Source organism: Rhodococcus sp. T9N, assembly GCF_024436645.1.
In the GTDB taxonomy this organism is placed as follows: domain Bacteria; phylum Actinomycetota; class Actinomycetes; order Mycobacteriales; family Mycobacteriaceae; genus Rhodococcus_F; species Rhodococcus_F qingshengii.
The window spans coordinates 123,292-144,238 of the sequence record NZ_JAMSKS010000011.1; the positions used below are offsets into that span (position 1 = coordinate 123,292).

Here is a 20,947-nt window from a genome sequence, read left to right on the forward strand (position 1 = left end):
CATGGCCGTCACGCGGATAGTTTCGGATCTGTCGAGTAGTTCGCTCGAGGCCGCGCAGCGCTTCTACACCGAAGTGCTGGGCCTCGAAGTTGTCATGGATCACGGGTGGATCGTGACGTTGGCTTCGCCGACGGATCCGTCATTGCAGATCAGCGTCATGACGCACGACGCTCATGCGCCCGTAGTACCGGACGTCTCCGTCGAGGTGGACGATCTCGACGCGGCGTACGAGGCCGCGGTGCAGCGCGGCGACACCATCGTCTATCCCGTCACCGAGGAGCCGTGGGGTGTACGCAGGTTCTTCGCTGCCGACCCCGACGGCCACGTGGTCAACATCCTCAGCCACCGACGCGAGCAATGATGGCGTCCCGCCCGGGCGGGCTGACGTACCTCGAGGTGGGCGCAACGTCAGGCGTTCTCCCCGCCGGCTATCACCACGTTCACGAGAGCGCGACGGTCGGATCCGGACGGGAGGATTTCGAGGTTGCCGCTCGAACCGTCGCGAATTGGGGAATGCACCGCGGAGCCGGACTGGCCGTACGGACGGCAGCCCCGACCGCCGTGGCGGGTCAGGATGCGACCTTCGGACTCGGTCCGGTAACTATCCCCGTTCGGATCGTCTATGTCGTAGACGAACCCAATCGCAAGGGCTTCGCGTACGGAACCCGCGCGGGCCACCCCGAATGCGGGGAGGAATTGTTTGTCGTCCAGTTCGACGAGGCCAGCCAAGCGGTTCGTATCGAGATCGTTGCGTTCTCCAAGCCCGGAACGTGGTGGGTGCGTCTCGGCGCTCCGATCGGACGTCGAGTACAGGCGTTTGTCACGCGCCGCTACATCCGTGCCGTCCGCCAGAGCGTCGCCCGATCGCGGGTCTGACCCGTTGTAGGCGTCAATTCAATCCAGCGTACGAATGCAATCCCGACACGACGTAGTTGATCGCAAACATGTTGAAAAGCATGGTGGCGAGCGCAGCAACATTGATCCATGCCGCACGCATGTTCTTCAACCCGGCGGTAGCGCGCGCATGGAGGTACGCGGCATAGAGAACCCAGGAGATGAACGAGACCGTCTCCTTGGGGTCCCAGCCCCAGAAACGTCCCCACGCGGCCTCCGCCCAGATCGCCCCGCAGATCACCCCGATGCTGAACAACGGGAACCCGACGACCGTTGTTCGGTAGGCCACGCGGTCAAGCAATTCGGATGACGGCAGTCGTGCCGCAATCCAACGCAACGCGCGTTTCTTCGACTGCGGGCCCACCTCGGCAATCATGAAAAGTGCGCTGACCGAACTTGCGAACGTAAGGATGCCGGAGGCGGCGACGATGATCGTGACGTGCACGCCGATCCAGTACGAACGAAGAGCGGGTACGACCGGCGCTGCCTCGGCATACATGCTTGCGGCGGCGACGAACAGAAGCACCACGGTGGGTGACAGAACGAAGATGGTCAACGATCGAATCGGGTACCGGCGCAGAATGACCAGCCAGCATGCCACCAATGCCGCGCTGAGGAAAAGCGCGTACTCGTAGAGGTTTCCGAGAGGCCATCGGTGCGTCGAGATGCCGCGAAGTGCAAGCGCGGTGACGTTGAGGACCAGGGCGACGACGATGAGAGACATGGCAGCGCGACCCGCACGATGGGCGCGGGTTCGATTCGGCAGCAATGCGATCCGGCCGGGCAATGCAGGATTCGATGCACTTCCGGCATGTGCGAGTGCCGGTCGCACCGTGGCAGAGAGGGGTGTGCTGGAGAAGTCGACGACGGAAAGAACCAGGGCGAGAACGTAAATCGCGAAAGACGACGCGAAGGCGTAGTCGCTGTACTGCGCGAGAACTGGATCGACCGACATCAGACTCCTCATAACGACCGGTTGGTTGTCATTTGGAATCTACTACACACGATCGTAGAACTGGCAGGGCCGTCTGTCGGATCAGTGGCCCGGAAAATGATTGGACGAGCTTCGGTTGGGGTTGATAGCTTGTGCGAGACCGTGACAACACGCCAGGAGGTGAGACCCATGAACGCTGTAACCATGTGGGTGCTCCCACTCGTGTTCACGGATCGGCGATTGACGTAGGTGTCGCCGGGAGCGCCTCGAGTAGGCAATCCCGAAAGGTAACACCATGCAATCCAATTCTCAGACCATCGAATTCACTTCCGAGACAACGTCGAACGGGGTCGTCGAACGCCATTTCATTCTGGACGACATCACCGGTGTGCTCTGGTCACCCGCGTCCGGATCTGTCGAATCACCCCTTCTGCTGTCCGGGCACTCCGGCGGCATGCACAAGAAGGCACCAGGACTGGTTGCCAGCGCACTCCACAGTGTGAGCTCCCACGGGTTCACAGTCGCCGCGATCGACGCGCCCGGACACGGCGACCGCCCGCGGAACACACAGGACGAACAGTGGGTCGAGGCGATCCACCAGGCTAGGGCGGCCCACGAGCCGATCGCCCCGATCGTCGTCGAGTACAACCGATCGTTGGCGGAGCGTGCAGTGCCGGAATGGCAGGCGACCATCGACGCTCTGCAAACGCTGCCCGACGTCAACGCCGACGCTCCGATCGGCTTCGGCGGCGTGTCGCTAGGGGTCGTGACCGGGCTCATGTTGGCCCCGGTCGAATCCAGGATCGCTGCCGTGAGCTTCGGGGGAGTTTTTGTGGACGACTCCCTCATCGAAGCGGCACGAAAGCTCGCGGTCCCGGTCGAGTACCGGATCCCTTGGGACGACAAGGATTACGACCGCACGTCGGGGATAGCGTTGTTCGATGCCTTCGGCTCGAAGGAGAAGACGCTGCACGCCTACTCGGGCAGGCACTATCCGGTGCCCGACTACGAGCGAGACAGTTCGGCTCGGTTCTTCGCCCGCCACCTCGGCGGGAGCGGTGGCGCTCCTGTGAGCTGACGTGAACTCGTATCGGCGTCCGGCCTGTGTCGGACGCCGATACGATCTCGACCAGGTTTCGTTTCTCAGCAAGACCCGAAGTAGTGGCGTCACCGAATCCTGCATCGATTTGACCGAAGCTTTTCAGATGATCATTTTTGTGGCGCTCGCGATGGTGGCGATTTCGATCCTTCGCTCGCTAGTAGCCGTCCAGCTTGGCCATTTTTGCTGAGGCGCTCGATGGCGACATATGTCCTTACGGTCCGCCGGGCGGAAAGAACTTGTTCGTGATCCAGTTCGATGCTTCGATCTCGTCGAGGGTTGTCCGGAGACTTCGGTGGCTAATGCTCGTGCTGTGCCGAGTGTCCGGTCAATACCGAACATCGAACAAGACTGGAAACTTTCTCGTGTCCGACCTGAGGCGACGACATGTCTTTCAACCGCGCATTTCCAGCCATGCGTCGACTAACCGTCCGATACCTGACCCGGGGGCGGTACTTGAGTGGTCCGATATCGCACGGCGACTGCACCCGACTGGAACTCGTGGCGATCGACGAGTTCGAGTTGGATGCGCTCACGCAGACCGGCGAGCAACGTCGGTCCGTGTCCGGCGAGGACCGGTTGCACAACGAACTCGTACTCGTCGATCAGTCCCAGGTCTGCCAATGCCAGGGGGAGTGTTACGCCGCCAACCCACAGGCCTTCGCCGGGCTGCTCCTTGAGCCGTCGAATCACTGGCCCCAAGTCGCCTTGCACGAGTTCGGCATTCCAATCGACCCCGCTCAGCGTGTTCGACACGACGTACTTCTTCGCCCGGTCCATGGCCTGGGCGAACGGGATCTCCCACTCGTCCATCCAGTCAGGCCATGTGCCCGTTGCGGGCCGCCGCCACGCCGACTCCATCATCTCGTAGGTCACCCGGCCGAACAGCAAGGCATCGGCTCGTTCCATCTGAGCGGTCCAGTAGCGCATCGACTCCTCGTCGGGTGGGAGCCCCGCCTCGTGATGGCAGCAGCCGTCGAGTGTGACGTTGATCGAGTATCGAAGTGGTCTCATCTCGTTGTTCTCCCCTGATAGGCGCAGAGTGACAGCACCGGACCGTACTCAGACTACTGCCGGGCCGTCGGTGTAGATCAGGTTCGGGACCTGGAGTCACGCGGGGGTCGACCGAACAGTAACCAGACGAGCGCACCGAGTACAGGCACCGCGATCACCAGTGCCGACCACCAGAATTTGCCGCCCGAGCGTTCGAAGTCAGTGCGCACGATCGCCACGAGCGCGCTAATCGTGATGAAGATCCAGGCAAGAACGAAGGCGGTGAAGGTGATGTCCATCCAAAGCGGAATGGTGGGGTTGTGGGTCGATTCGTTCACGCTTCCAAACCACTTTCGACGACTGTGCCTTGATGAAACAACACGCTCCATCGATTCTCGGTGAACCGCCAGATGGATGATCGCTCGGTAACTCGTTGCGCTTGCACCAGCCGGTAAGTCACCAGATACGTGTCAGGTGCAATCCGGCTCAGCGCGGGTCGGTCAACCCTCCACCCGAGTTCGGCGGCGTCGTTCACCTCGCCGCGGAGTCGCCGGCTCGCGACTGCCGACTGCACGTAGTCGCGGGTGTATCGAGCGCCGGAGGCTCCGATCTCCCGGAACTCCGGGTCGACGACCGCATCGAACTCGGCGCTTGACATCGCTACTCGAGTTCGGTGAAACAGAGGTTCGAACTCCATGAGCTCGTCGAGAATCAGGCGCAACTCGTCCGGGGCCGTCACGACTGCTCCGAGAACTGCGCCCTCATCTCGATCCCTATCTCCGCGTGGCGCAGGAGGAAGGCCTTCTCGTCATAACCCTTGCGCCGCAACCAGAGAGTGACCTCGCTGTTGCATTTGCTCGCATTGCACGAGCGGCAAGCCGGTGCGATGTTGTCGAGTGTGTAGCGCCCACCGCGGGAGATCGCCAGCACGCAGTCACGTTGCGGCGACTCGTCCGGCTCGCCGCAGTACGCGCAGCCACCCCAGGCCGCTTTGAGCGCGGACCACTGCTCGACGGACAGGTCGTGCTCCATCAGATCCATTCGGCGTTTGCGCCTACGCGCGTATCTGGCTTTCCGGGTCCGGTTGACGGGCATGAGGTCATGCTATCGCTGTGCGATGTTCACTCCGGGTAGCGCCGCGGGGTGAACACCTGACGGCCCGAACCGGTTTCGACGACCGTCGTCATCGAGGAGCCGACGATCAGCAGAGTCCGCATGTCGATCTCGGAAGGCTCGAGCTCTCCGAGGGTCACGACGCGAACTGATTCCTCGGCACCGGCAACATCGCGGCCGATGACGACGGGAGTCTCGGGGGAGCGGTGCTCGAGCACGAGGTCCTTCATGGCTTGGACCTGCCACGTCCGGGACTTCGACGCCGGGTTGTAGACCGCAAATGCCATGTCTGCGGCTGCAACTGCCGAAATGCGGCGCGCGACGACATCCCACGGCTTGAGGCGATCAGACAACGAGAGCACCGCATAGTCGTGCCCGAGGGGAGCGCCGACGCGACTGGCGACAGCGTTTGCCGCCGTCATGCCGGGAAGGATGCGGACCGGGACCCCGCGCCACTGGTCTTCGGCGGCAACTTCGAGAACTGCTGCAGCCATGGCGAATACACCGGGATCTCCCGATGAGACGACAGCTACACGGGCGCCGTTCTTCGCGAGGTCCAACGCCATCGCGGCGCGTTCCGCTTCGACGCGGTTGTCGCTGGAATGGCGACGCTGGCCCGGACGCGTCGGCACGCGATCGACGTACGGGCCGTAGCCGACGAGGTCGGTGGCCAACGAAAGCTCATGCGCCACTTCGGGTGTGGTCCAGGCGGTGTCGCCCGGTCCGAGTCCGACCACGACCACCTCGCCGCGAGACTCGGTTGCAGGTCGAGGGTTGTTCGACGGGCTCGGAACGATGGCGATCGAGAAGTACGGAACTCCGTCCGGGTCGACGTCGGCGGCGGATTCGACGCGTTGACGTGTGGTGCTCGCACGCTCGACGTAGTGCGCTTCGCCCAGTCGGCCGGAATCCTCGAGCGATTGCAGGACTGGCGGGAACGTGCGTCCGAGCTTGAGAATGGCTGCGGCGTCGGTTTCCTTGAGCCGCCTGGTCAGCTCGGCCTGCGGCAACGTTCCGGGCAGGATCGTCAGGATCTCTTCACCCTCGACCAGTGGCTTTCCGAGTGCAGCAGATGCCGCGCTGACGGAGGTGACGCCGGGAATCACTTCGGCGTCGAAGCGATCGGCCAGTCTCTTGTGCATGTGCATGTAGGAGCTGTAGAAGAGCGGATCGCCGGCGGCGAGCAACGCGACGGTTCGACCGGCCGCGAGGTGAACTGCCAGCCGTTCGGCAGCTGCTTCGTAGAACTCGTCCATCGCGCCCTGGTATCCGCCGGGATGATCAACGGTCTCGGTGGTCACGGGGTAGACGAGGTGTTCTTCGATCTGTCCTTCGCGCATGTACGGCGCTGCAACTCCGCGGGAGATGCTCTTGCCGTGCCGCGCGGAGTGGAAGGCAACCACATCTGCCTCGCCGATGACGCGGGCGGCCTTGACGGTCACCAATTCGGGATCGCCGGGGCCGATACCGACACCCCAGAGCTTGCCTGCACTCATTCGACTTCGCTCGCAATCGCATTGACGACGGCGGCGGTGATCGCGCTGCCGCCGCGTCGGCCGCGGAGAACGAGATGATCGATCCCGCTGGCGTGTTCGATGAGGGCTTCCTTCGACTCGGCAGCGCCGATGAAGCCGACCGGACCTCCGACGATGGCGGCCGGACGGGGCGCTCCGGCTTCGATGAGGTTCAGGAGATGGAACAGTGCGGTGGGTGCGTTTCCGATCGCGACAACAGCGCCCTCGAGCTTGGCTCCCCACAGTTCGAGAGCAGCCGCCGAGCGAGTGTTGTCGATGGTCGACGCCAGCACGGGAACCCGCGGATCGCCGAGGGTGCAGATGACGTCGTTGCCGGCGGGCAGACGCTTGCGCGTGATGCCGGCAGCCACCATCTGGGCGTCGCAGAAAATCGGCGCGCCGTCGCGCAGAGCTGCGCGCGCAGCCGAGACGACACCGGGTGTGAAGGCGACGTCGTCGACGAGATCGACCTGGCCACTTGCATGAATCATGCGCACTACAGCTTGCGAGACATCCGCCGGGAAACGGCTCAGGTCGGCTTCGGCCCGAATGGTGGCAAAGGACTGGCGATAGATTTCCGCGCCGTCACGGATGTACTCGATCATGTGCCACACGATAGAGGCATCACCGATCGGCCGGATTCACCCGGTAACCGTCGCCCGTCGCAATCACATCCGCTACGTCCCCGCGGGGACGTCCACAACTGCGGTCGCACCCGGCCCAGTGCTGGCGCCCGACAACGGGAAGTTCTGCCTGCTCGACGGCGGTGATCGCGTCGGTGCGCACATCGGCGAGCGACTTCTCGCATCCCGGACTTCCGGTGCAGGCGGTGACCTCGAGCCACGGTGAGTTCTCGTCGAAGATCAACCCCATGGGTGCCAGCACCCGGACTACCTGCTCGGCTGCCCATTCGTCGAGGTCGAAGATATGCACCGATCGCCACGGCGTCACGACGACGGGCTTGTCGACGGCGGCGAGGAACTCGGCCAGCCGAGCGTCGAGCAGCCCGAATCGCAGGCCGCCGCCCAGAGTTACGGTCCCGTCGCGCTGCTCGAGCCAGCCGATAGTGGGCCGTGCATCCGGCGTGAGGTCCGCCGCAACGGTGGACTCGGCGCTCAGACCCAGCTGCTCGAGGGTGCGTTCGATTCCGTCCGGAACCTCGGCCAGGCGCCAGTGCTTGTCGCGGACGTCGAGGAATGAACGAGCCGCCGCGAGGAGCAATTCGACGGCGTCGTCCGCCTGTACACGATGAGTGGTGCGGTGACCGGCGAGCACCAGTGAATGCTCGGTGGCGCTGCGCGCATGGAGTCCGAAATCGCCCCGTAGCCCGGTGATGTCTCCGCGCCCGTCGTCGAGGGTGAACAGGGTTCGCCCTGGCAGATCTGCCAATGCTTGATCCGCTTGGATCGCCGAATCGAGACGGTGGACCAGTTCACGAATGTCGGCGACGCCCCCGATACGGCCGGACAGTGGGGACGCGAGGATGTTGCGCACTCGTTCGTGCGTCGCGGACGGCAGCAGACCGGCCGAAGCGATACGCGCCGCGAAGGCTTCGGGGTCCGAGACCGAGCGCAGTTGTACGTTGCCCCTCGAGGTGAGTTCCATCTGCCCGTTGCCGAGATCGCGCGCTGCGTCGGCGAGCGTCTGCAATTGGACCGGGGTGAGGAGTCCGCCGGGTAGGCGCACGCGTGCCAGTGCGCCGTCGGCGGCGTGGTGAACTTGCAGTGCACCCGGGCACGCGTCTGGCTGTGAACGGTCCGTGGGCATGGCTCCAGGGTACGACCTGTCATGAGTGCCTTCTGCGGACCGGTAGCATCACCACCACCAGTGACGGCAGTTGAGGAAACCGGTGAGAGTCCGGTGCGGTCGCGCCACTGTGAGTGTTGCTCGAGCGGGACGTGTTTCCGCTCGGAAACACGAGTCAGACCCTCAACCGCCGTCGATGACAGATCTGTGCCACGGGGCGCGAAACCCCAGGAAGGCTTCACCCGTGATTCTTCTGCTCTCCACGTCCGACACCGATCTGCTGAGCGCCCGCGCCAGCCAGGAAGCCGGCGACGGCGTCTCCTATCGCTGGGCCAACCCCTCACGCTTGCTGGTCTCGGAGGACTTGCCGCCCTTGCTCGACGGCGTCGACCTCGTGATCGTTCGTATCCTCGGCAGCCGTCGCAGCTGGGAAGACGGCCTGGACATGGTCCTCGCCTCCGGACTCCCCGTAGTCGTTCTCGGCGGCGAGCACGCGCCGGACGCCGACCTCATGGAGTGCTCGACGGTTTCCGCCGGCGTTGCTGCCGAGGCGCACAACTACCTGGCCGAGGGTGGCGCACAGAATCTGGCACAGCTGCACCACTTCCTGTCCGACACCGTCCTGCTCACCGGCCACGGGTTCGAGCCGCCGGCCCACCTGCCTTCCTGGGGCATCGCTGATTTCGCGCCCGATCCCGACTCGGCGAGCGGTCCGGTCATCGCAGTTCTGTACTACCGCGCTCAGCATTTGGCCGGCAACACCCGGTACATCCAGGCGTTGTGCGACGCGGTCGCCGAGGCCGGTGGCACCGCGCTGCCGATCTACTGCGCATCTCTGCGAACCGCAGAAGCCGAACTTCTGAGCACGCTCCGCCGCGCCGACGCCATGGTCGTGACAGTTCTTGCTGCCGGTGGCACGAAGCCCGCGACCGCGTCCGCCGGTGGCGACGACGAAGCCTGGGATGTCGCCGCACTCGCTGCGCTCGACGTCCCCATCCTGCAGGGCCTGTGCCTGACCAGTAGCCGCGCCACCTGGGACGAGAACGACGACGGACTGTCGCCTCTCGACGTCGCGACCCAGGTCGCGGTGCCGGAATTCGACGGCCGCATCATTACCGTCCCGTTCTCCTTCAAGGAAATCGACTCCGACGGACTGTCCACGTACGTCCCCGACGTCGAGCGCGCCGCCCGTGTCGCCGGGATCGCGGTCCGTCACGGCAAGCTGCGCCACATTCCCACCACCGAGCGTCGCGTTGCTCTGATGCTCTCGGCGTACCCGACCAAGCACGCCCGCATCGGCAACGCCGTCGGTCTCGATACTCCGGCGAGCGCAATCGACCTGCTCACCGAAATGCGTTCTGCCGGTTACGATCTCGGTCCGGTCGACGGTCCGGACGCAGTTCCCGGCCTGGCGGCGAAGGACGGCGACGCGCTGATCCATGCCCTGATCGCGGCCGGCGGACAGGATCCCGACTGGCTCACTGCCGAGCAGCTCGAGGGCAATCCGATCCGCATCTCGGCAGCGAAGTACCGCGAATGGTTCGCCACCCTGCCCGAGGAACTGCGCAGCGGTGTCGAAGAGCACTGGGGCGCAGCGCCCGGAGAGCTGTACGTCGACCGCTCGCAGGACCCCGACGGCGAAATTGTCATCGCGGCACTGCGATTCAACAACATCGTCCTCATGGTCCAGCCGCCGCGGGGATTCGGTGAAAAGCCCGTCGCGATCTACCACGACCCGGATCTGCCGCCGAGCCACCACTACCTCGCGGCCTACCGCTGGATCGCTGCAACACCGGACAACGGCGGATTCGGCGCCGACGCCGTTGTGCACCTCGGCAAGCACGGAAACCTCGAATGGTTGCCCGGCAAGACACTCGGCATGTCGAGCAACTGCGGCACCGACGCGGCCCTGGGCGACCTGCCGCTGATCTACCCGTTCCTCGTCAACGACCCGGGTGAAGGAACACAGGCAAAGCGTCGCGCCCACGCGACTCTCGTCGATCACCTGATCCCGCCGATGGCCCGCGCCGAAAGCTACGGCGACATCTCCCGTCTCGAGCAACTGCTCGACGAGCACTCCAACATCTCCGCACTGGACCCGTCCAAGCTGCCGGCCATTCGCCAGCAGATCTGGACGCTGATGCGGGCGGCCAAGATGGACCACGACCTCGGCCTCGCGGAGCGTCCCGAAGAAGACGTGTTCGACGACATGCTCCTGCACGTCGACGGTTGGCTGTGTGAGATCAAGGACGTCCAGATCCGCGACGGTCTGCACATTCTCGGCCGCGCACCCGAGGGCGACGCCGAAATCGAACTGGTCCTGGCCATGCTCCGTGCCCGTCAGATGTGGGGCGGCGAACAGAGCGTCCCTGGTCTGCGCGAAGCTCTCGGGCTCAGCGAAGACGGCGACGAGTCCCGCAACCGTGTCGACGACGTCGAGGAAAAGGCGCACGCTCTGGTTCGCGGCATGTACGACGCCGACTGGAACCCCGCTGCGGCAGAACAACTCAGCGACGACGAGACCATCGTGAAGATCCTTCAGTTCGCGGCCACCGAAGTGGTTCCACGCCTCCGGCAGACGAACAACGAGATCAAGCAGGTCCTGCACGCGCTCGACGGCGGCTTCATCGCCGCCGGCCCGAGTGGGTCACCGCTGCGCGGCCTGATCAACGTGCTTCCCACCGGTCGTAACTTCTACTCCGTCGATCCCAAGGCAGTTCCCTCACGACTGGCGTGGGAGACCGGTCAGGCGATGGCCGAGTCGCTCGCCGCTCGATATCTCGCCGATCACGGCGAGTACCCGCGCTCGGTGGGTCTGTCCGTGTGGGGTACCGCCGCCATGCGTACCTCCGGCGACGACATCGCCGAAGTGTTCGCGCTCCTCGGTGTTCGCCCCGTCTGGGACGAAGCAAGCCGACGCGTCGTCAACCTCGAAGTCATCGATCTCGACGAGCTCGGCCGTCCGCGCATCGACGTCACCGTCCGCATCTCCGGATTCTTCCGTGATGCGTTCCCGCACGTGCTCGCACTGCTCGACGACGCCGTTCAGCTGGTCGCCGCATTGGACGAGACGGACGAGCAGAACTACGTGCGCGCCCACGCGCAGGCCGACCTTGCCGAGCACGGCGATGCCAGGCGTGCGACCACCCGCATCTTCGGTTCGAAGCCCGGAACTTACGGCGCCGGCCTGCTGCAACTCATCGACTCCAAGACCTGGCGCGGTGACGACGACCTCGCCGAGGTGTACACCAACTGGGGCGGCTTCGCGTACGGCCGTGGCCTCGACGGAATCCCGGCAGCCGACGACATGCGCAGTGCATACCGTCGAATCAACGTGGCGGCCAAGAACACCGACACGCGTGAGCACGACATCGCCGATTCGGACGACTACTTCCAGTACCACGGCGGCATGGTTGCCACCGTGCGCGCGCTGACCGGAAAGTCGCCCGAGGCGTACATCGGCGACAGCACTCGGCCGGAATCGGTTCGCACACGCACACTTTCGGAAGAGACCGCACGTGTCTTCCGGGCGCGCGTGGTCAATCCCCGCTGGCTCGACGCGATGCGCCGTCACGGGTACAAGGGTGCCTTCGAGATGGCGGCCACGGTCGACTACCTCTTCGGGTACGACGCCACCACCAACGTGGTCGCGGACTGGATGTACGAAAAGCTCGCCGAGACCTACGTTCTGGACGAGCAGAACCAGAAGTTCATGACGCAGTCCAACCCGTGGGCCTTGCACGGAATCGCCGAGCGGCTCCTCGAAGCCGCCGAGCGCAACATGTGGGAGCACCCCGAGCAGAAGACACTCGACGGCTTGCGTCAGGTGTACCTCGAAACCGAAGGCGAGCTCGAGGGGGAGTAGACCTCGAGCATCACCTGCAGATCCGGGCGCTGAAGTGAGTCAGCGTCCGGACTTGATGATCTGAGCGATGTTCCGCTCCGCCAGAGCAGTGATGGTCAGTGACGGGTTGACGGTGCCGGTGCTGCCCGGAATAGCGGCGCCGTCCATCACGTACAGGCCGTCGTAGCCCTTGACTCGCCCGTAACCGTCGGTGGCCTTGCCCAGAACCGCACCGCCTAGGGGATGCGCGGTGAACGAGGAATTGACGTCCTTCGCGAACGGCAATGCCGACGGCAGCGTGGTGCCGGCGAAGGCCATCTTGTTCTGGACGGCGCGTAGTGCCTCGACGGTGGCGTCGTTGCCGTTCTTCGGCCAGTTCAGCACCACCCGATCGGAGCCGCCGTCGTAGGCGAAGTCGGCGCGCTGCGAGTCGAGGGTCATCCCCAATGTTCCGAGCATGCCGATGTTGACGGGTAGGCCGGGGACGTACCAATTTTCCAGGGAGAGTGGCATTCCCGACTCGTCGACGATGCGTGATGCCGACGGTGAGGCTTGCGCAGTGCCGTCACTGAAGCCGAACGAGCGCACCATCCCGGCGTCGCCGTTCGTTCCCCAGCCCTTACCGACGTGTTCGTTGAGGTTGGGCAGCGCGCCCGTCGCCTGGGCGCGTACCAGCAGTTCGGAGGTGCCGATCGAGCCGGCGCCGAGGAACAGACGGTCACAGGTAAGAGTCTTCCGGGCCAGAACGCCACCCGTCGGATCCGTCGATTCGACGTCGACGACGTAGCGTCCATCACGTTCGCGACTGATCGCGAGCACCTGATGTCCGTAACAGACGGTGGCTCGTCCGGTGGCTTCGGCGGCAGGAATGTAGTTCTGTGTGAGGTCGAACTTCGCGCCGTTGGAGTTACCCATGTTGCTGTCACCGACAGTGGCCGAGGCTCGGGTTCGGCCGTCGAGTTCTGAGCGCACCACGTCCCAGTTCCAGATCCCGTCGATCCGCTGCGGATCGAATCCGGCACGACGAGCGTCCTGATCCCAACGACGCGAGTGACCGAAGTTCGGGGTTTGGTAAATGTCTTCGGGCAACGGGCTCAGACGCAGCATCTGGTGCACTTTGGGGTACCAGGTGGACGCCATCTCGTCGTAGTCGAGGGAGTTGCCGAAGACTGCGTCGAAGAATCGGCGCTCGGGCGCGATCATCACGCCGGTGAAGATGATGGAACCACCGCCGACTGCAGCGCCGCGCCAGACCGAGATGTGTTGGTAGTCGGTGGCATCGAGGACGCCGCTGAAGTAGTCGCACGCCACGGGGAGTCCGGTGAGGTTGGTGAACGATGTTCGCCGGAAGACTCCGCGGCCGTCGGCCAGCATGTCGGAGGTGTGAATCTCCCGTTGCGGATCATGCGGCCACCGAAGTCCGCGTTCGAGGATGGTGATCTGGGTGCCGCTCTGCGCCAACCGGAGGGCGGTGGCGCTTGCGCCGAATCCGGACCCGATGACGATGGCTTCGGAATGCTCCGGGGGAGTAGGAGATGGTGCGAACAACTCGGGGACGAGCGCGCGGTAGTGATCAGCACCCATCGGGAGCGCCCGCAGTGGTGCGGGGGTGGCGTGGCTGGTCGACGTCGACATGAGCGGCGCCGCGGCTGCAACTGCCGCCCCCGCCCCGGCGGCTTTGAAAAAGTCACGACGCTGCATGTCACGGCGCTGCATGTGTAAGTTCGACTCCCCAGTTCGACGGTTTGCCTCAGAATAACTCGAGATGGAGTTCGGGGACGAAACGGCGTATCCGACGTCATGAAGAACCGGATAAAACGTGCATAAGTGGCACTTCCTGGGTGGTACTGATCGGTCACCAGATAGTCGCGGAATCTTGTCGGTGTTCAGCGAGAGGCGCTCGCACCTATCCTCGAGGAGTGAACCCCGACTTCAAGCGCGTCTCCGAGGCCAAGTACGTCCTACTCACGACCTTCCGCAAGGATGGAACTCCGGTGGCGACTCCACTCTGGGCCGCGCCGGACGGCGACAAGCTCCTGATGTGGACCGTCACCGATTCCTACAAGGTCAAGCGCATCAGGCGAAACCCGTCGGTCACCGTCGCTGCGTGTGACGCTCGGGGAAATCCCAAGGGTGAACCGGTGGCCGCCGTCGCCGAGATCCTCGACGGACCGGGCACCGATCATGCTCGCGACGCGATCGCGCGTCGCTACGGAATCCTCGGCTGGATCACCATGAAAGGCAGTCTCCTTCGCCGCGGCAAGACCGGAACGATCGGACTTGCCATCACTGCAGCCTGACCGCGCGTCAGTTGCCGAGCAGATCGTCCAACGCTGAGTCGAAGCGCGGATACGTGAAGGGGAAGCCTTTGTCGGCCAACACTTTCGATACGGCATGACGACCCGTCAGGCCCAGGGCAGCGTCGCTGCGAAGAAGGAACGCGCCGATTCTGACCATGAAAGCGGGCGTCGGCGGCGCAGGTGGCCGGTGAAGGTGCTTGCGCAGCCCGGCCATCAGTTCTGAGTTTCGGACGGGATCCGGAGCAGTCGCGATGACCACGCCCGAGGCAGCCGAATCGGGTTCGAGTGCCCAGCGCACGATCGACAGCCAGTCCTCGATGTGAATCCAACTGGTCCACTGCCTACCCGAGGCGACGCGTCCGCCCAGTCCGAGACGCACGAGCAACAGCAGTCGCTCGAGCGCCGGTGTGCCCTTCTCCAACACGACACTGGTTCGCAGGATCACTACTCGTGACGTGTTTGCTCCCTCGACCGCTGCCTCCCAGTCCTTTGCGACGTCGGTCATCTGAGGTGGCCCGTCAGCGAGTGGGGAAGCCTCGTCGAGCCGGGTCTCTCCGGCGTCGCCGTAGATCGCGAGCGTGCTCGCCTGGATCCACACCGGAACAGGGTTCGCCAGTAGTTTCGACGCTTCGACCAGCGCGCGGGTCGGATCGACTCGGGAACTGGTGAGTAGTGCGATGTTTGCCGGTGTGGGTCGGCGATCGACCAACTCGCCGGCCAGATTGATCACCGATGCGCCGTCGAGTTCTCCCGCCCAGTCGCCCACCGTGACGCCGTCCCACTGAACCTGCCTGTGCCTGCCGGGTTTCGGTGAGCGAGTCAGGACCACGACGTCATATCCGCGGTCCGCGAGATCGTCGCTGATTCGGCGGCCGAGAGCGCCGGTGCCGCCGGCGATCACGACCTTCGTCATCACTGCGCCTGGCTGACCGAGGACATGTGGAAGTCGGGAATCCGCATGGGCGGCATGGCCGTGCGGGTGAACCAATCTTTCCACTCCCGGGGAAGCGTGATCTCGGTGCGTCCAGCCTCGGTGACCCGCCGCAGGAGATCGAGCGGACTCTCGTTGAAACGGAAGTTGTTGACGGCACCGACGATCTTGCCGTCCTCGATCAAATACACCCCGTCACGGGTGAGTCCGGTCAACAGCAGCGTCGTGGGATCGACCTCACGGATGTACCAGAGGGTTGTGAGCAGTAGACCCTTCTCGGTACCTGCGATCATGTCCTCGATCGAGGTGTCGTCACCACCGGTCAGGATGAGATTGTCGCCGGGAACTGCGACAGGTCGACCGAATTCTCGTGCAGCGTGGCGCGGGTACGCCAGCGCATTGACGACGCCGTCTCGGACCCAGTCGACGGGTTCGATCTCCATACCGTTGTCGAACAGTGAGACGGATTCACTCGACGACGTCGTGATCACGAACGGCGCGGATTGCAAGCCCTCGGCGCCGGGGTCGGAGGTGAGTGTCAGTGGCAATCCGAGCTTCTCGCCGATCCGGGTACCACCGGTGGTGGAAAGTGCGGTGTGGCCCTCTTCGGCGCCGCGACCCTCCATGGTCCACATCAGATAGATCATCAGGTCCGCGACAGCCGACGGCGGAAGAATCGTCTCGTAGCGGCCGGCGGGCAGACTGACCGAATTTTCCGCCCAGTCGAGTCGAGTGGTCAACTGCGACAAGAGCTTCGGTATCGAGATATCGCTGAAATCGACGGTTCCGGATCCGACCCAGGCGCTGGCGTCGTCGCGCTTGCCGTTGATTTCCACGGAGCCGGTGGCCTGAGCCGTTCTACGTCGCACGCCCGTCGAAGTTCCGAGCCAGGTGGTGTGCAACTGGTGGTGAGCGAAGCCGAACAACTGGTCGCCGCCGTCGAAGCCCTTCGCCAGGTCGGCAGCCAACTGAGCAAAGACACCGATGTCGGTCAGGGCGGCCGGCAGGTCCCAGTCGGTCTCTGCCGCCGACTGCGTGATCAGGTCGGACGCGTCGTCAGCCGGAGTGGCTGTGCGCGCAGCTTCTTCGCTTGCCTGTACGAGTGCGGAAATCTGCTCCGGATCGACACTGCTGGAACTGACAGTGCCCACCTTCGCGATGTCACCCTCGCGCACGATCGAGATCACCGTCCACGTCCGGGACAGCGAAACTCCGTTGGTGGTCATCGAATTGTTGGCCCACCGCAGCGACGCCTCACTCGCATCGGTCACGATCACCAACGATTCGTCTACCGTCCTCGCGGCCAATGCACGCTCGACGACCTGCTGCGGATCGATCACTGCTGAGCCTCCGAACGAGTATTGAGGATGTTGACTCCGCGGAACAGAGCGGACGGGCAGCCGTGGCTGACCGCCGCAACCTGACCGGGTTGTGCCTTGCCGCAGTTGAACGCGCCCTGCAGGCGCCAGGTCGACTCACCGCCAACGGCTTCCATCGAGCCCCAGAAATCCGTCGTCGTCGCCTGATACGCCACGTCACGCACCTGACCGTCGAGCTTTCCGTCACGGATCTTGAAGAACCGCTGACCGGTGAACTGGAAGTTGTAGCGCTGCATGTCGATCGACCAGGACTTGTCACCGACGACGTAGATGCCGTTCTCGACTCGCGAGATCAGGTCTGCAGTCGAGGTGTCCGTAGAAGGGTCGGGGGAAAGCGAGACGTTGGCCATACGCTGGATGGGAACGTGATGTGCGGAGTCGGCGTACGAGCAACCGTTGGAACGCGTCAGCCCCAGCCTCGGCGCGAACACGCGGTCTAGTTGATACCCGACCAGTGTTCCCTCTGCCACCAGATCCCACCGTTGAGAGGCGACGCCGTCGTCGTCGAATCCGACGCTGGCCAGGCCGTGCTCTTCGTTACGATCGGCGGTCACGTGCATGAGTGGCGTTCCGTATTTCAGCGTTCCCAGCTTGTCCGGCGTCGCGAACGACGTACCGGCGTAGGCCGCTTCGTAGCCGATCGCCCGGTCGTATTCGGTGGCGTGTCCGATGGATTCGTGGATCGTGAGCCACAGATTGGTCGGATCGATCACGAGGTCGGTCGGACCCGCTTCGACGGTCGGTGCCTTGGTCTTCTCGGCCAGCCACTCCGGGATCTGCGCGAGCTCATCGCCCCAGTTCCATGTGCTCTCCGCCCCGAGGTACTCCCATCCGCGGCCTACCGGCGGCGCCAAGGTGCGCATCGATTCGAAGCTGCCGGCCGACTTGTCGACGGCAGTGGCCTCGAACTCGGGGTGTAGACGCACCCGTTGCTGGGTGATCGACGAACCGGCCAGATCCGCATAGAAAGTTTGCTCCTTGACCTGGAGGACACTCGCCGTGACGTGATCCACGCCGTCGGCGGCTTGAAGCCGTCCGGAGTAGTCGACCAGCAGCGCTACCTTGTCGGCCGTCGGTGTCGCGAAGGGATCTTCGAGGTACGGGGACACCCACGTCGCGTCGGCGTAGACGGGCTCGTCGGCAAGGGTGACCGGATCCCGATTGAGCGAGCGCAATGCCTTCGCAACCTCGACCGCTTGGCGTGCCAGCGCAGCCGCGACGTCAGGGGATACGTCGGCGTGCGAGGCGAATCCCCACGTGCCGTCGACGATCACACGGACGGCGACCCCGATCTCGTCTCCGTCGGACACAGCCTGAACTACGCCGTCGCGCAACCTGATCGACTGTGTGAGCACGCGGTGGACACGAACATCGGCGTGCTGGGCGCCGGCCGTTCTCGCTGCCGACAGCGCCGCATCAGCGACAGCTCGCAGCGGGAGGGCGAGGAAATCTGCATCGACATCTCGGGTGACGGTCACGCACACGACGCTAGCCGACGACCGCCGATCTCAGCCGAACTGCTGCCATCCGAGGCGAATCACCATGGCGATCACGACCACCAACAGCGTGATCCGCACGAATCCGGATCCCTTGCTCAGCGCCATCCGCGAACCGATGACCGCGCCGAGAACGTTGCACACCGCCATCGCCAAACCCAAACTCCACCAGACATGCCCGGTGACGGCGAAGTAGGCGAGCGCGCCGAAATTGGAACCGAGATTGATCACCTTCGCCATCGCTGCGCTCCGAACGAATTCGGTTCCGAGGAAGGTCGCGAAGCTGATGATGAGGAAGGTGCCGGTGCCGGGCCCGAGCAGACCGTCGTAGAGGCCGATGAGTCCGGCGGAGAGCAGCAGGACGAGGACGGTCTTGCGCTGCGTCGGACGATGGGTCGCGATCGTGGTGCCCAGCGTCGGACGCATTGTCACGAAGACGGCGACGGCGACGAGGACGACCATCACGATCGGAATGAAGTACTTCTTGTCGATCAGCGAAACGGCCGCCGCCCCGCACGCGGCCGTCACCGCAGCCAACGCGGCTGCCGGCGCCATCTGCCGCCACTCCATCGGGATTCGACGGGAGAACGTGTACACCGCAGCACTCGTCCCGGTGAAGGCCGTCAATTTATTGGTGGCCAGGGCCGCTTGCGGGGTCAATTGGGGTGCGACCAGAAAGAGCGCGGGCAACAGAATCAATCCGCCGCCGCCGACGACGGCGTCCACCCAACCCGCCGCCGTCGCTGCCGTCATCAGCAGTCCCCAATCAGCAATATCCACGGCGGTGACTCTTTCACAGCTGTGACACTCTTGAGCACATGCGGAGGTTCAGCCTGTGGCTGCGAGGAAAGCCGATGATCGCGGACAGCGCGCTGGCGCTCGTGTTCTTCGCGCTCGAGGTAGTCACGTTCGTCAGTTCGCCGCGTGAGGAGCGGTGGCCCCAGCTCGTCGTCGGATTTCTGATCTGCCTTCCCGTCGTGTGGCGTCGCAAATATCCGCGTGTGTCCGCTGCGTCCATATTGTCGATGTCGTACTTCGCGACCCTGATGATGTGGGCGACCGGGGATCCGGCTGCGGAACATCCAGGCCTGCTGGCGCTCGGAGTTTCGCTCTACACACTCGTCGCCTACGTCGATCGGCGTACCGGGGCGATATTCGCGTGCTTCCTTGCCCTGGACATGACTCTCTCGTTGCTCGTCATCCGCCAAGACGTGATCCTGACGATCATCATCGCGACGCTGCTCTATGCACTGGCCTGGATCACCGCCGAGTTCTTGAGCGCCCGCCGCGCCTACGACGAGGAAGTGGCCGCCAGACTCGAAGTGGCCGAATACGAACGGGATCGGCGTGCCGAGGATGCGGTGGCCACGGAAAGAACCCGAATCGCCCGCGAACTCCACGATGTCGTCGCCCACGCGGTCAGCGTGATGATCGTCCAGGCGGACGGCGCGTCGTATGCGGTCGATTCCAATCCCGCGTTGGCCAAGAAGGCGCTCGGCAACATCTCCAGCACCGGACGCGACGCCCTTGCCGAGCTTCGCCGGACCGTCTCGCTGCTGCGCACCGAGGTCAGTAGCGATTTGATGCCGCAACACGGAACGGCCGGCATCGCCAAGGTCGTCGAGATGATGCGTGCCGCTGGTCTCGGCGTGCGCCTCGAGCTGACCGGCGAGCTCGACGATGTCAGTCCATCGGTCAGCCTGGGCATTCATCGCCTCGTTCAGGAATCACTGACCAATGTCCTCCGCCACGCCGGCGCAAACCCGAAGGCCCGAGTCACCGTGCGCCGCACCGACACCGCGGTGCTGCTCGAGGTCGTCGACAACGGAACGTCGAGTTCGACCTTCTCCCACGGTTCGGGGAATGGACTGGTCGGAATGCGTGAGCGGGTGGCGGTACTGCACGGGACACTCGAGACCGGACGACGCCCCGACGGCAGTTGGCGTGTGTACGCAGAGTTGCCGCTCGAGATCCACGATTGATACCGGCTCGCCGCAATCGCATTGGCACCGACGTCTCAGGCCCGATAGGTTTACGCCGTGCCCATCACCGTGCTGCTAGTCGACGACCAGGAACTCATGCGGATGGGCCTGAACATGGTGCTCGAAGCACATGAAGACATCTCGGTTATCGGTGAGGCCGGTGACGGAGCCGCGGCGGTCGCAGCGGCGGTGGCGCTGAAGCCTGACGTCGTATTGATGGACGTGCGGATGCCGATTGTCGACGGAGTGAAAGCGACCGAGCAGATTCTTGCCTCCGGGATCGAATCCAGGGTCCTGGTGATGACGACCTTCGACCTGGACGAACACGCTCTCGGTGCCTTGCGCGCCGGAGCCAGCGGCTTCCTTCTCAAGGACACCCCGCCCGAGAATCTCGTGTCGGCAATCCGCAGCGTGGCAGCCGGTGACGCGGTTGTCTCCCCGAAGGTGACACGTCGTCTGCTGTCGAGGTTCATCGTGGACGGTCCGGCGCCGCGACGCGATCCGGTGGTTCTCGACGTCCTGACCGAACGCGAACGCGAAGTACTCGGGCACGTGGCCACGGGATTGTCGAACATCGAGATCGCACAGCAGCTGTACCTGTCCGAATCGACGATCAAGTCGCACGTCGGACGCATTCTCACCAAACTCGATCTGCGTGATCGTGTGCAGGCTGTGGTGCTGGCCTACGAGACCGGACTGGTGACTCCGGGCGCGTAGGCCAG

General features: G+C 64.2%; 20 protein-coding genes and 1 riboswitch. Of the genes, 7 read left to right on the forward strand and 13 right to left on the reverse strand.

Going from position 1 to position 20,947, the window contains the following annotated elements; all coding sequences use genetic code 11:
• The first annotated feature begins 1 nt into the window (after position 1).
• Positions 2-361 carry a VOC family protein gene (locus M1L53_RS18905; protein WP_007729848.1) on the forward strand — a complete coding sequence of 120 codons (360 nt, stop codon included), beginning with the start codon at positions 2-4 and terminating at the stop codon, positions 359-361.
• Positions 361-876: a DUF1990 family protein gene (locus M1L53_RS18910; protein ID WP_007729847.1), complete on the forward strand. Its 516-nt coding sequence runs from the start codon at positions 361-363 to the stop codon at positions 874-876. Before M1L53_RS18905 ends, M1L53_RS18910 begins: the two co-directional genes overlap by 1 nt.
• Positions 877-889: 13 nt before the next feature.
• On the opposite strand, the gene ccsB is transcribed toward M1L53_RS18910, so the two are convergent.
• Positions 890-1,849, reverse strand: coding sequence for a c-type cytochrome biogenesis protein CcsB (gene ccsB / locus M1L53_RS18915; RefSeq protein WP_007729846.1), 960 nt, complete (start codon positions 1,847-1,849; stop codon positions 890-892).
• Between the two features lie 274 nt (positions 1,850-2,123).
• Between ccsB and M1L53_RS18920 the strand changes: the two genes are divergently transcribed.
• Positions 2,124-2,906: an alpha/beta hydrolase gene (locus tag M1L53_RS18920; protein ID WP_007729845.1), complete on the forward strand. Its 783-nt coding sequence runs from the start codon at positions 2,124-2,126 to the stop codon at positions 2,904-2,906.
• Between the two features lie 444 nt (positions 2,907-3,350).
• On the opposite strand, the gene M1L53_RS18925 is transcribed toward M1L53_RS18920, so the two are convergent.
• The 7 genes from M1L53_RS18925 to cobG form a co-directional block, all read right to left on the reverse strand.
• Positions 3,351-3,941 (reverse strand): dihydrofolate reductase family protein, encoded by a 591-nt coding sequence (locus tag M1L53_RS18925; protein ID WP_054188255.1) that lies wholly within the window; start codon positions 3,939-3,941, stop codon positions 3,351-3,353.
• A 77-nt stretch (positions 3,942-4,018) separates the two neighbouring features.
• Positions 4,019-4,258 carry a PLDc N-terminal domain-containing protein gene (locus M1L53_RS18930; RefSeq protein WP_054188254.1) on the reverse strand — a complete coding sequence of 80 codons (240 nt, stop codon included), beginning with the start codon at positions 4,256-4,258 and terminating at the stop codon, positions 4,019-4,021.
• Complete coding sequence (locus tag M1L53_RS18935) at positions 4,255-4,659, reverse strand: DUF4440 domain-containing protein (protein WP_054188253.1); 405 nt, start codon at positions 4,657-4,659, stop codon at positions 4,255-4,257. The genes M1L53_RS18930 and M1L53_RS18935 overlap by 4 nt, the downstream gene beginning before the upstream one ends.
• Positions 4,656-5,015 carry an HNH endonuclease gene (locus tag M1L53_RS18940; RefSeq protein ID WP_065455757.1) on the reverse strand — a complete coding sequence of 120 codons (360 nt, stop codon included), beginning with the start codon at positions 5,013-5,015 and terminating at the stop codon, positions 4,656-4,658. Before M1L53_RS18940 ends, M1L53_RS18935 begins: the two co-directional genes overlap by 4 nt.
• A gap of 26 nt (positions 5,016-5,041) precedes the next feature.
• Complete coding sequence (gene cobJ / locus M1L53_RS18945) at positions 5,042-6,529, reverse strand: precorrin-3B C(17)-methyltransferase (protein WP_007729840.1); 1,488 nt, start codon at positions 6,527-6,529, stop codon at positions 5,042-5,044.
• Complete coding sequence (locus tag M1L53_RS18950) at positions 6,526-7,152, reverse strand: precorrin-8X methylmutase (RefSeq protein WP_007729839.1); 627 nt, start codon at positions 7,150-7,152, stop codon at positions 6,526-6,528. The genes cobJ and M1L53_RS18950 overlap by 4 nt, the downstream gene beginning before the upstream one ends.
• A 19-nt stretch (positions 7,153-7,171) precedes the next feature.
• Positions 7,172-8,314 carry a precorrin-3B synthase gene (cobG, locus tag M1L53_RS18955; protein WP_054188252.1) on the reverse strand — a complete coding sequence of 381 codons (1,143 nt, stop codon included), beginning with the start codon at positions 8,312-8,314 and terminating at the stop codon, positions 7,172-7,174.
• A 74-nt stretch (positions 8,315-8,388) separates the two neighbouring features.
• Positions 8,389-8,474: riboswitch (cobalamin riboswitch) on the forward strand.
• Between the two features lie 63 nt (positions 8,475-8,537).
• Here cobG and cobN point away from each other — a divergent pair.
• A complete protein-coding gene (cobN, locus tag M1L53_RS18960) occupies positions 8,538-12,158 on the forward strand; it encodes a cobaltochelatase subunit CobN (RefSeq protein WP_054188251.1) in 3,621 nt (1,206 codons plus the stop codon).
• Between the two features lie 39 nt (positions 12,159-12,197).
• Here the strand turns inward: cobN and M1L53_RS18965 are convergent, their stop codons facing one another.
• Positions 12,198-13,853, reverse strand: coding sequence for a GMC oxidoreductase (locus M1L53_RS18965; RefSeq protein ID WP_083471224.1), 1,656 nt, complete (start codon positions 13,851-13,853; stop codon positions 12,198-12,200).
• A gap of 203 nt (positions 13,854-14,056) precedes the next feature.
• Here M1L53_RS18965 and M1L53_RS18970 point away from each other — a divergent pair, with 203 nt between their 5' ends.
• Positions 14,057-14,437, forward strand: a complete 381-nt coding sequence (locus tag M1L53_RS18970; protein WP_054188250.1) for a PPOX class F420-dependent oxidoreductase — start codon at positions 14,057-14,059, stop codon at positions 14,435-14,437.
• Positions 14,438-14,444: 7 nt separating this feature from the next.
• Here the strand turns inward: M1L53_RS18970 and M1L53_RS18975 are convergent, their stop codons facing one another.
• Genes M1L53_RS18975 through M1L53_RS18990 form a run of 4 tightly spaced genes read right to left on the reverse strand, consistent with a single transcriptional unit; the run spans position 14,445 to position 19,023 of the window.
• On the reverse strand, positions 14,445-15,350 hold the full coding sequence (locus tag M1L53_RS18975; RefSeq protein ID WP_007729835.1) for a TIGR01777 family oxidoreductase: 906 nt from the start codon (positions 15,348-15,350) through the stop codon (positions 14,445-14,447).
• Positions 15,350-16,708: a metallopeptidase TldD-related protein gene (locus M1L53_RS18980; protein WP_054188249.1), complete on the reverse strand. Its 1,359-nt coding sequence runs from the start codon at positions 16,706-16,708 to the stop codon at positions 15,350-15,352. The genes M1L53_RS18975 and M1L53_RS18980 overlap by 1 nt, the downstream gene beginning before the upstream one ends.
• Complete coding sequence (locus M1L53_RS18985) at positions 16,705-18,225, reverse strand: TldD/PmbA family protein (RefSeq protein ID WP_007729833.1); 1,521 nt, start codon at positions 18,223-18,225, stop codon at positions 16,705-16,707. The genes M1L53_RS18980 and M1L53_RS18985 overlap by 4 nt, the downstream gene beginning before the upstream one ends.
• Positions 18,226-18,255: 30 nt before the next feature.
• The gene (locus tag M1L53_RS18990; RefSeq protein WP_030536361.1) at positions 18,256-19,023 is read right to left on the reverse strand and encodes a TSUP family transporter; all 768 of its coding nucleotides are present in this window, start codon (positions 19,021-19,023) and stop codon (positions 18,256-18,258) included.
• A gap of 74 nt (positions 19,024-19,097) precedes the next feature.
• Here M1L53_RS18990 and M1L53_RS18995 point away from each other — a divergent pair, with 74 nt between their 5' ends.
• Together M1L53_RS18995 and M1L53_RS19000 are read left to right on the forward strand one after the other, a co-directional pair.
• Positions 19,098-20,225, forward strand: a complete 1,128-nt coding sequence (locus M1L53_RS18995; protein WP_083471225.1) for a sensor histidine kinase — start codon at positions 19,098-19,100, stop codon at positions 20,223-20,225.
• A gap of 57 nt (positions 20,226-20,282) precedes the next feature.
• Positions 20,283-20,942: a response regulator transcription factor gene (locus M1L53_RS19000; protein ID WP_054188247.1), complete on the forward strand. Its 660-nt coding sequence runs from the start codon at positions 20,283-20,285 to the stop codon at positions 20,940-20,942.
• Positions 20,943-20,947 lie beyond the last annotated feature (5 nt).

What these genes read in the sequence shown, in the direction of transcription:
- M1L53_RS18940 (WP_065455757.1), bottom strand. Translation starts at nt 5,015, where the DNA reads ATGCCCGTCAACCGGACCCGGAAAGCCAGATACGCGCGTAGGCGCAAA.
- M1L53_RS18965 (WP_083471224.1), bottom strand. Translation starts at nt 13,853, where the DNA reads ATGCAGCGCCGTGACATGCAGCGTCGTGACTTTTTCAAAGCCGCCGGG.
- M1L53_RS18905 (WP_007729848.1), top strand. Translation starts at nt 2, where the DNA reads ATGGCCGTCACGCGGATAGTTTCGGATCTGTCGAGTAGTTCGCTCGAG.
- M1L53_RS18975 (WP_007729835.1), bottom strand. Translation starts at nt 15,350, where the DNA reads ATGACGAAGGTCGTGATCGCCGGCGGCACCGGCGCTCTCGGCCGCCGA.
- cobJ (WP_007729840.1), bottom strand. Translation starts at nt 6,529, where the DNA reads ATGAGTGCAGGCAAGCTCTGGGGTGTCGGTATCGGCCCCGGCGATCCC.
- cobG (WP_054188252.1), bottom strand. Translation starts at nt 8,314, where the DNA reads ATGCCCACGGACCGTTCACAGCCAGACGCGTGCCCGGGTGCACTGCAA.
- M1L53_RS18925 (WP_054188255.1), bottom strand. Translation starts at nt 3,941, where the DNA reads ATGAGACCACTTCGATACTCGATCAACGTCACACTCGACGGCTGCTGC.
- ccsB (WP_007729846.1), bottom strand. Translation starts at nt 1,849, where the DNA reads ATGTCGGTCGATCCAGTTCTCGCGCAGTACAGCGACTACGCCTTCGCG.
- M1L53_RS18995 (WP_083471225.1), top strand. Translation starts at nt 19,098, where the DNA reads ATGATCGCGGACAGCGCGCTGGCGCTCGTGTTCTTCGCGCTCGAGGTA.
- M1L53_RS18920 (WP_007729845.1), top strand. Translation starts at nt 2,124, where the DNA reads ATGCAATCCAATTCTCAGACCATCGAATTCACTTCCGAGACAACGTCG.
- M1L53_RS18910 (WP_007729847.1), top strand. Translation starts at nt 361, where the DNA reads ATGGCGTCCCGCCCGGGCGGGCTGACGTACCTCGAGGTGGGCGCAACG.
- M1L53_RS18950 (WP_007729839.1), bottom strand. Translation starts at nt 7,152, where the DNA reads ATGATCGAGTACATCCGTGACGGCGCGGAAATCTATCGCCAGTCCTTT.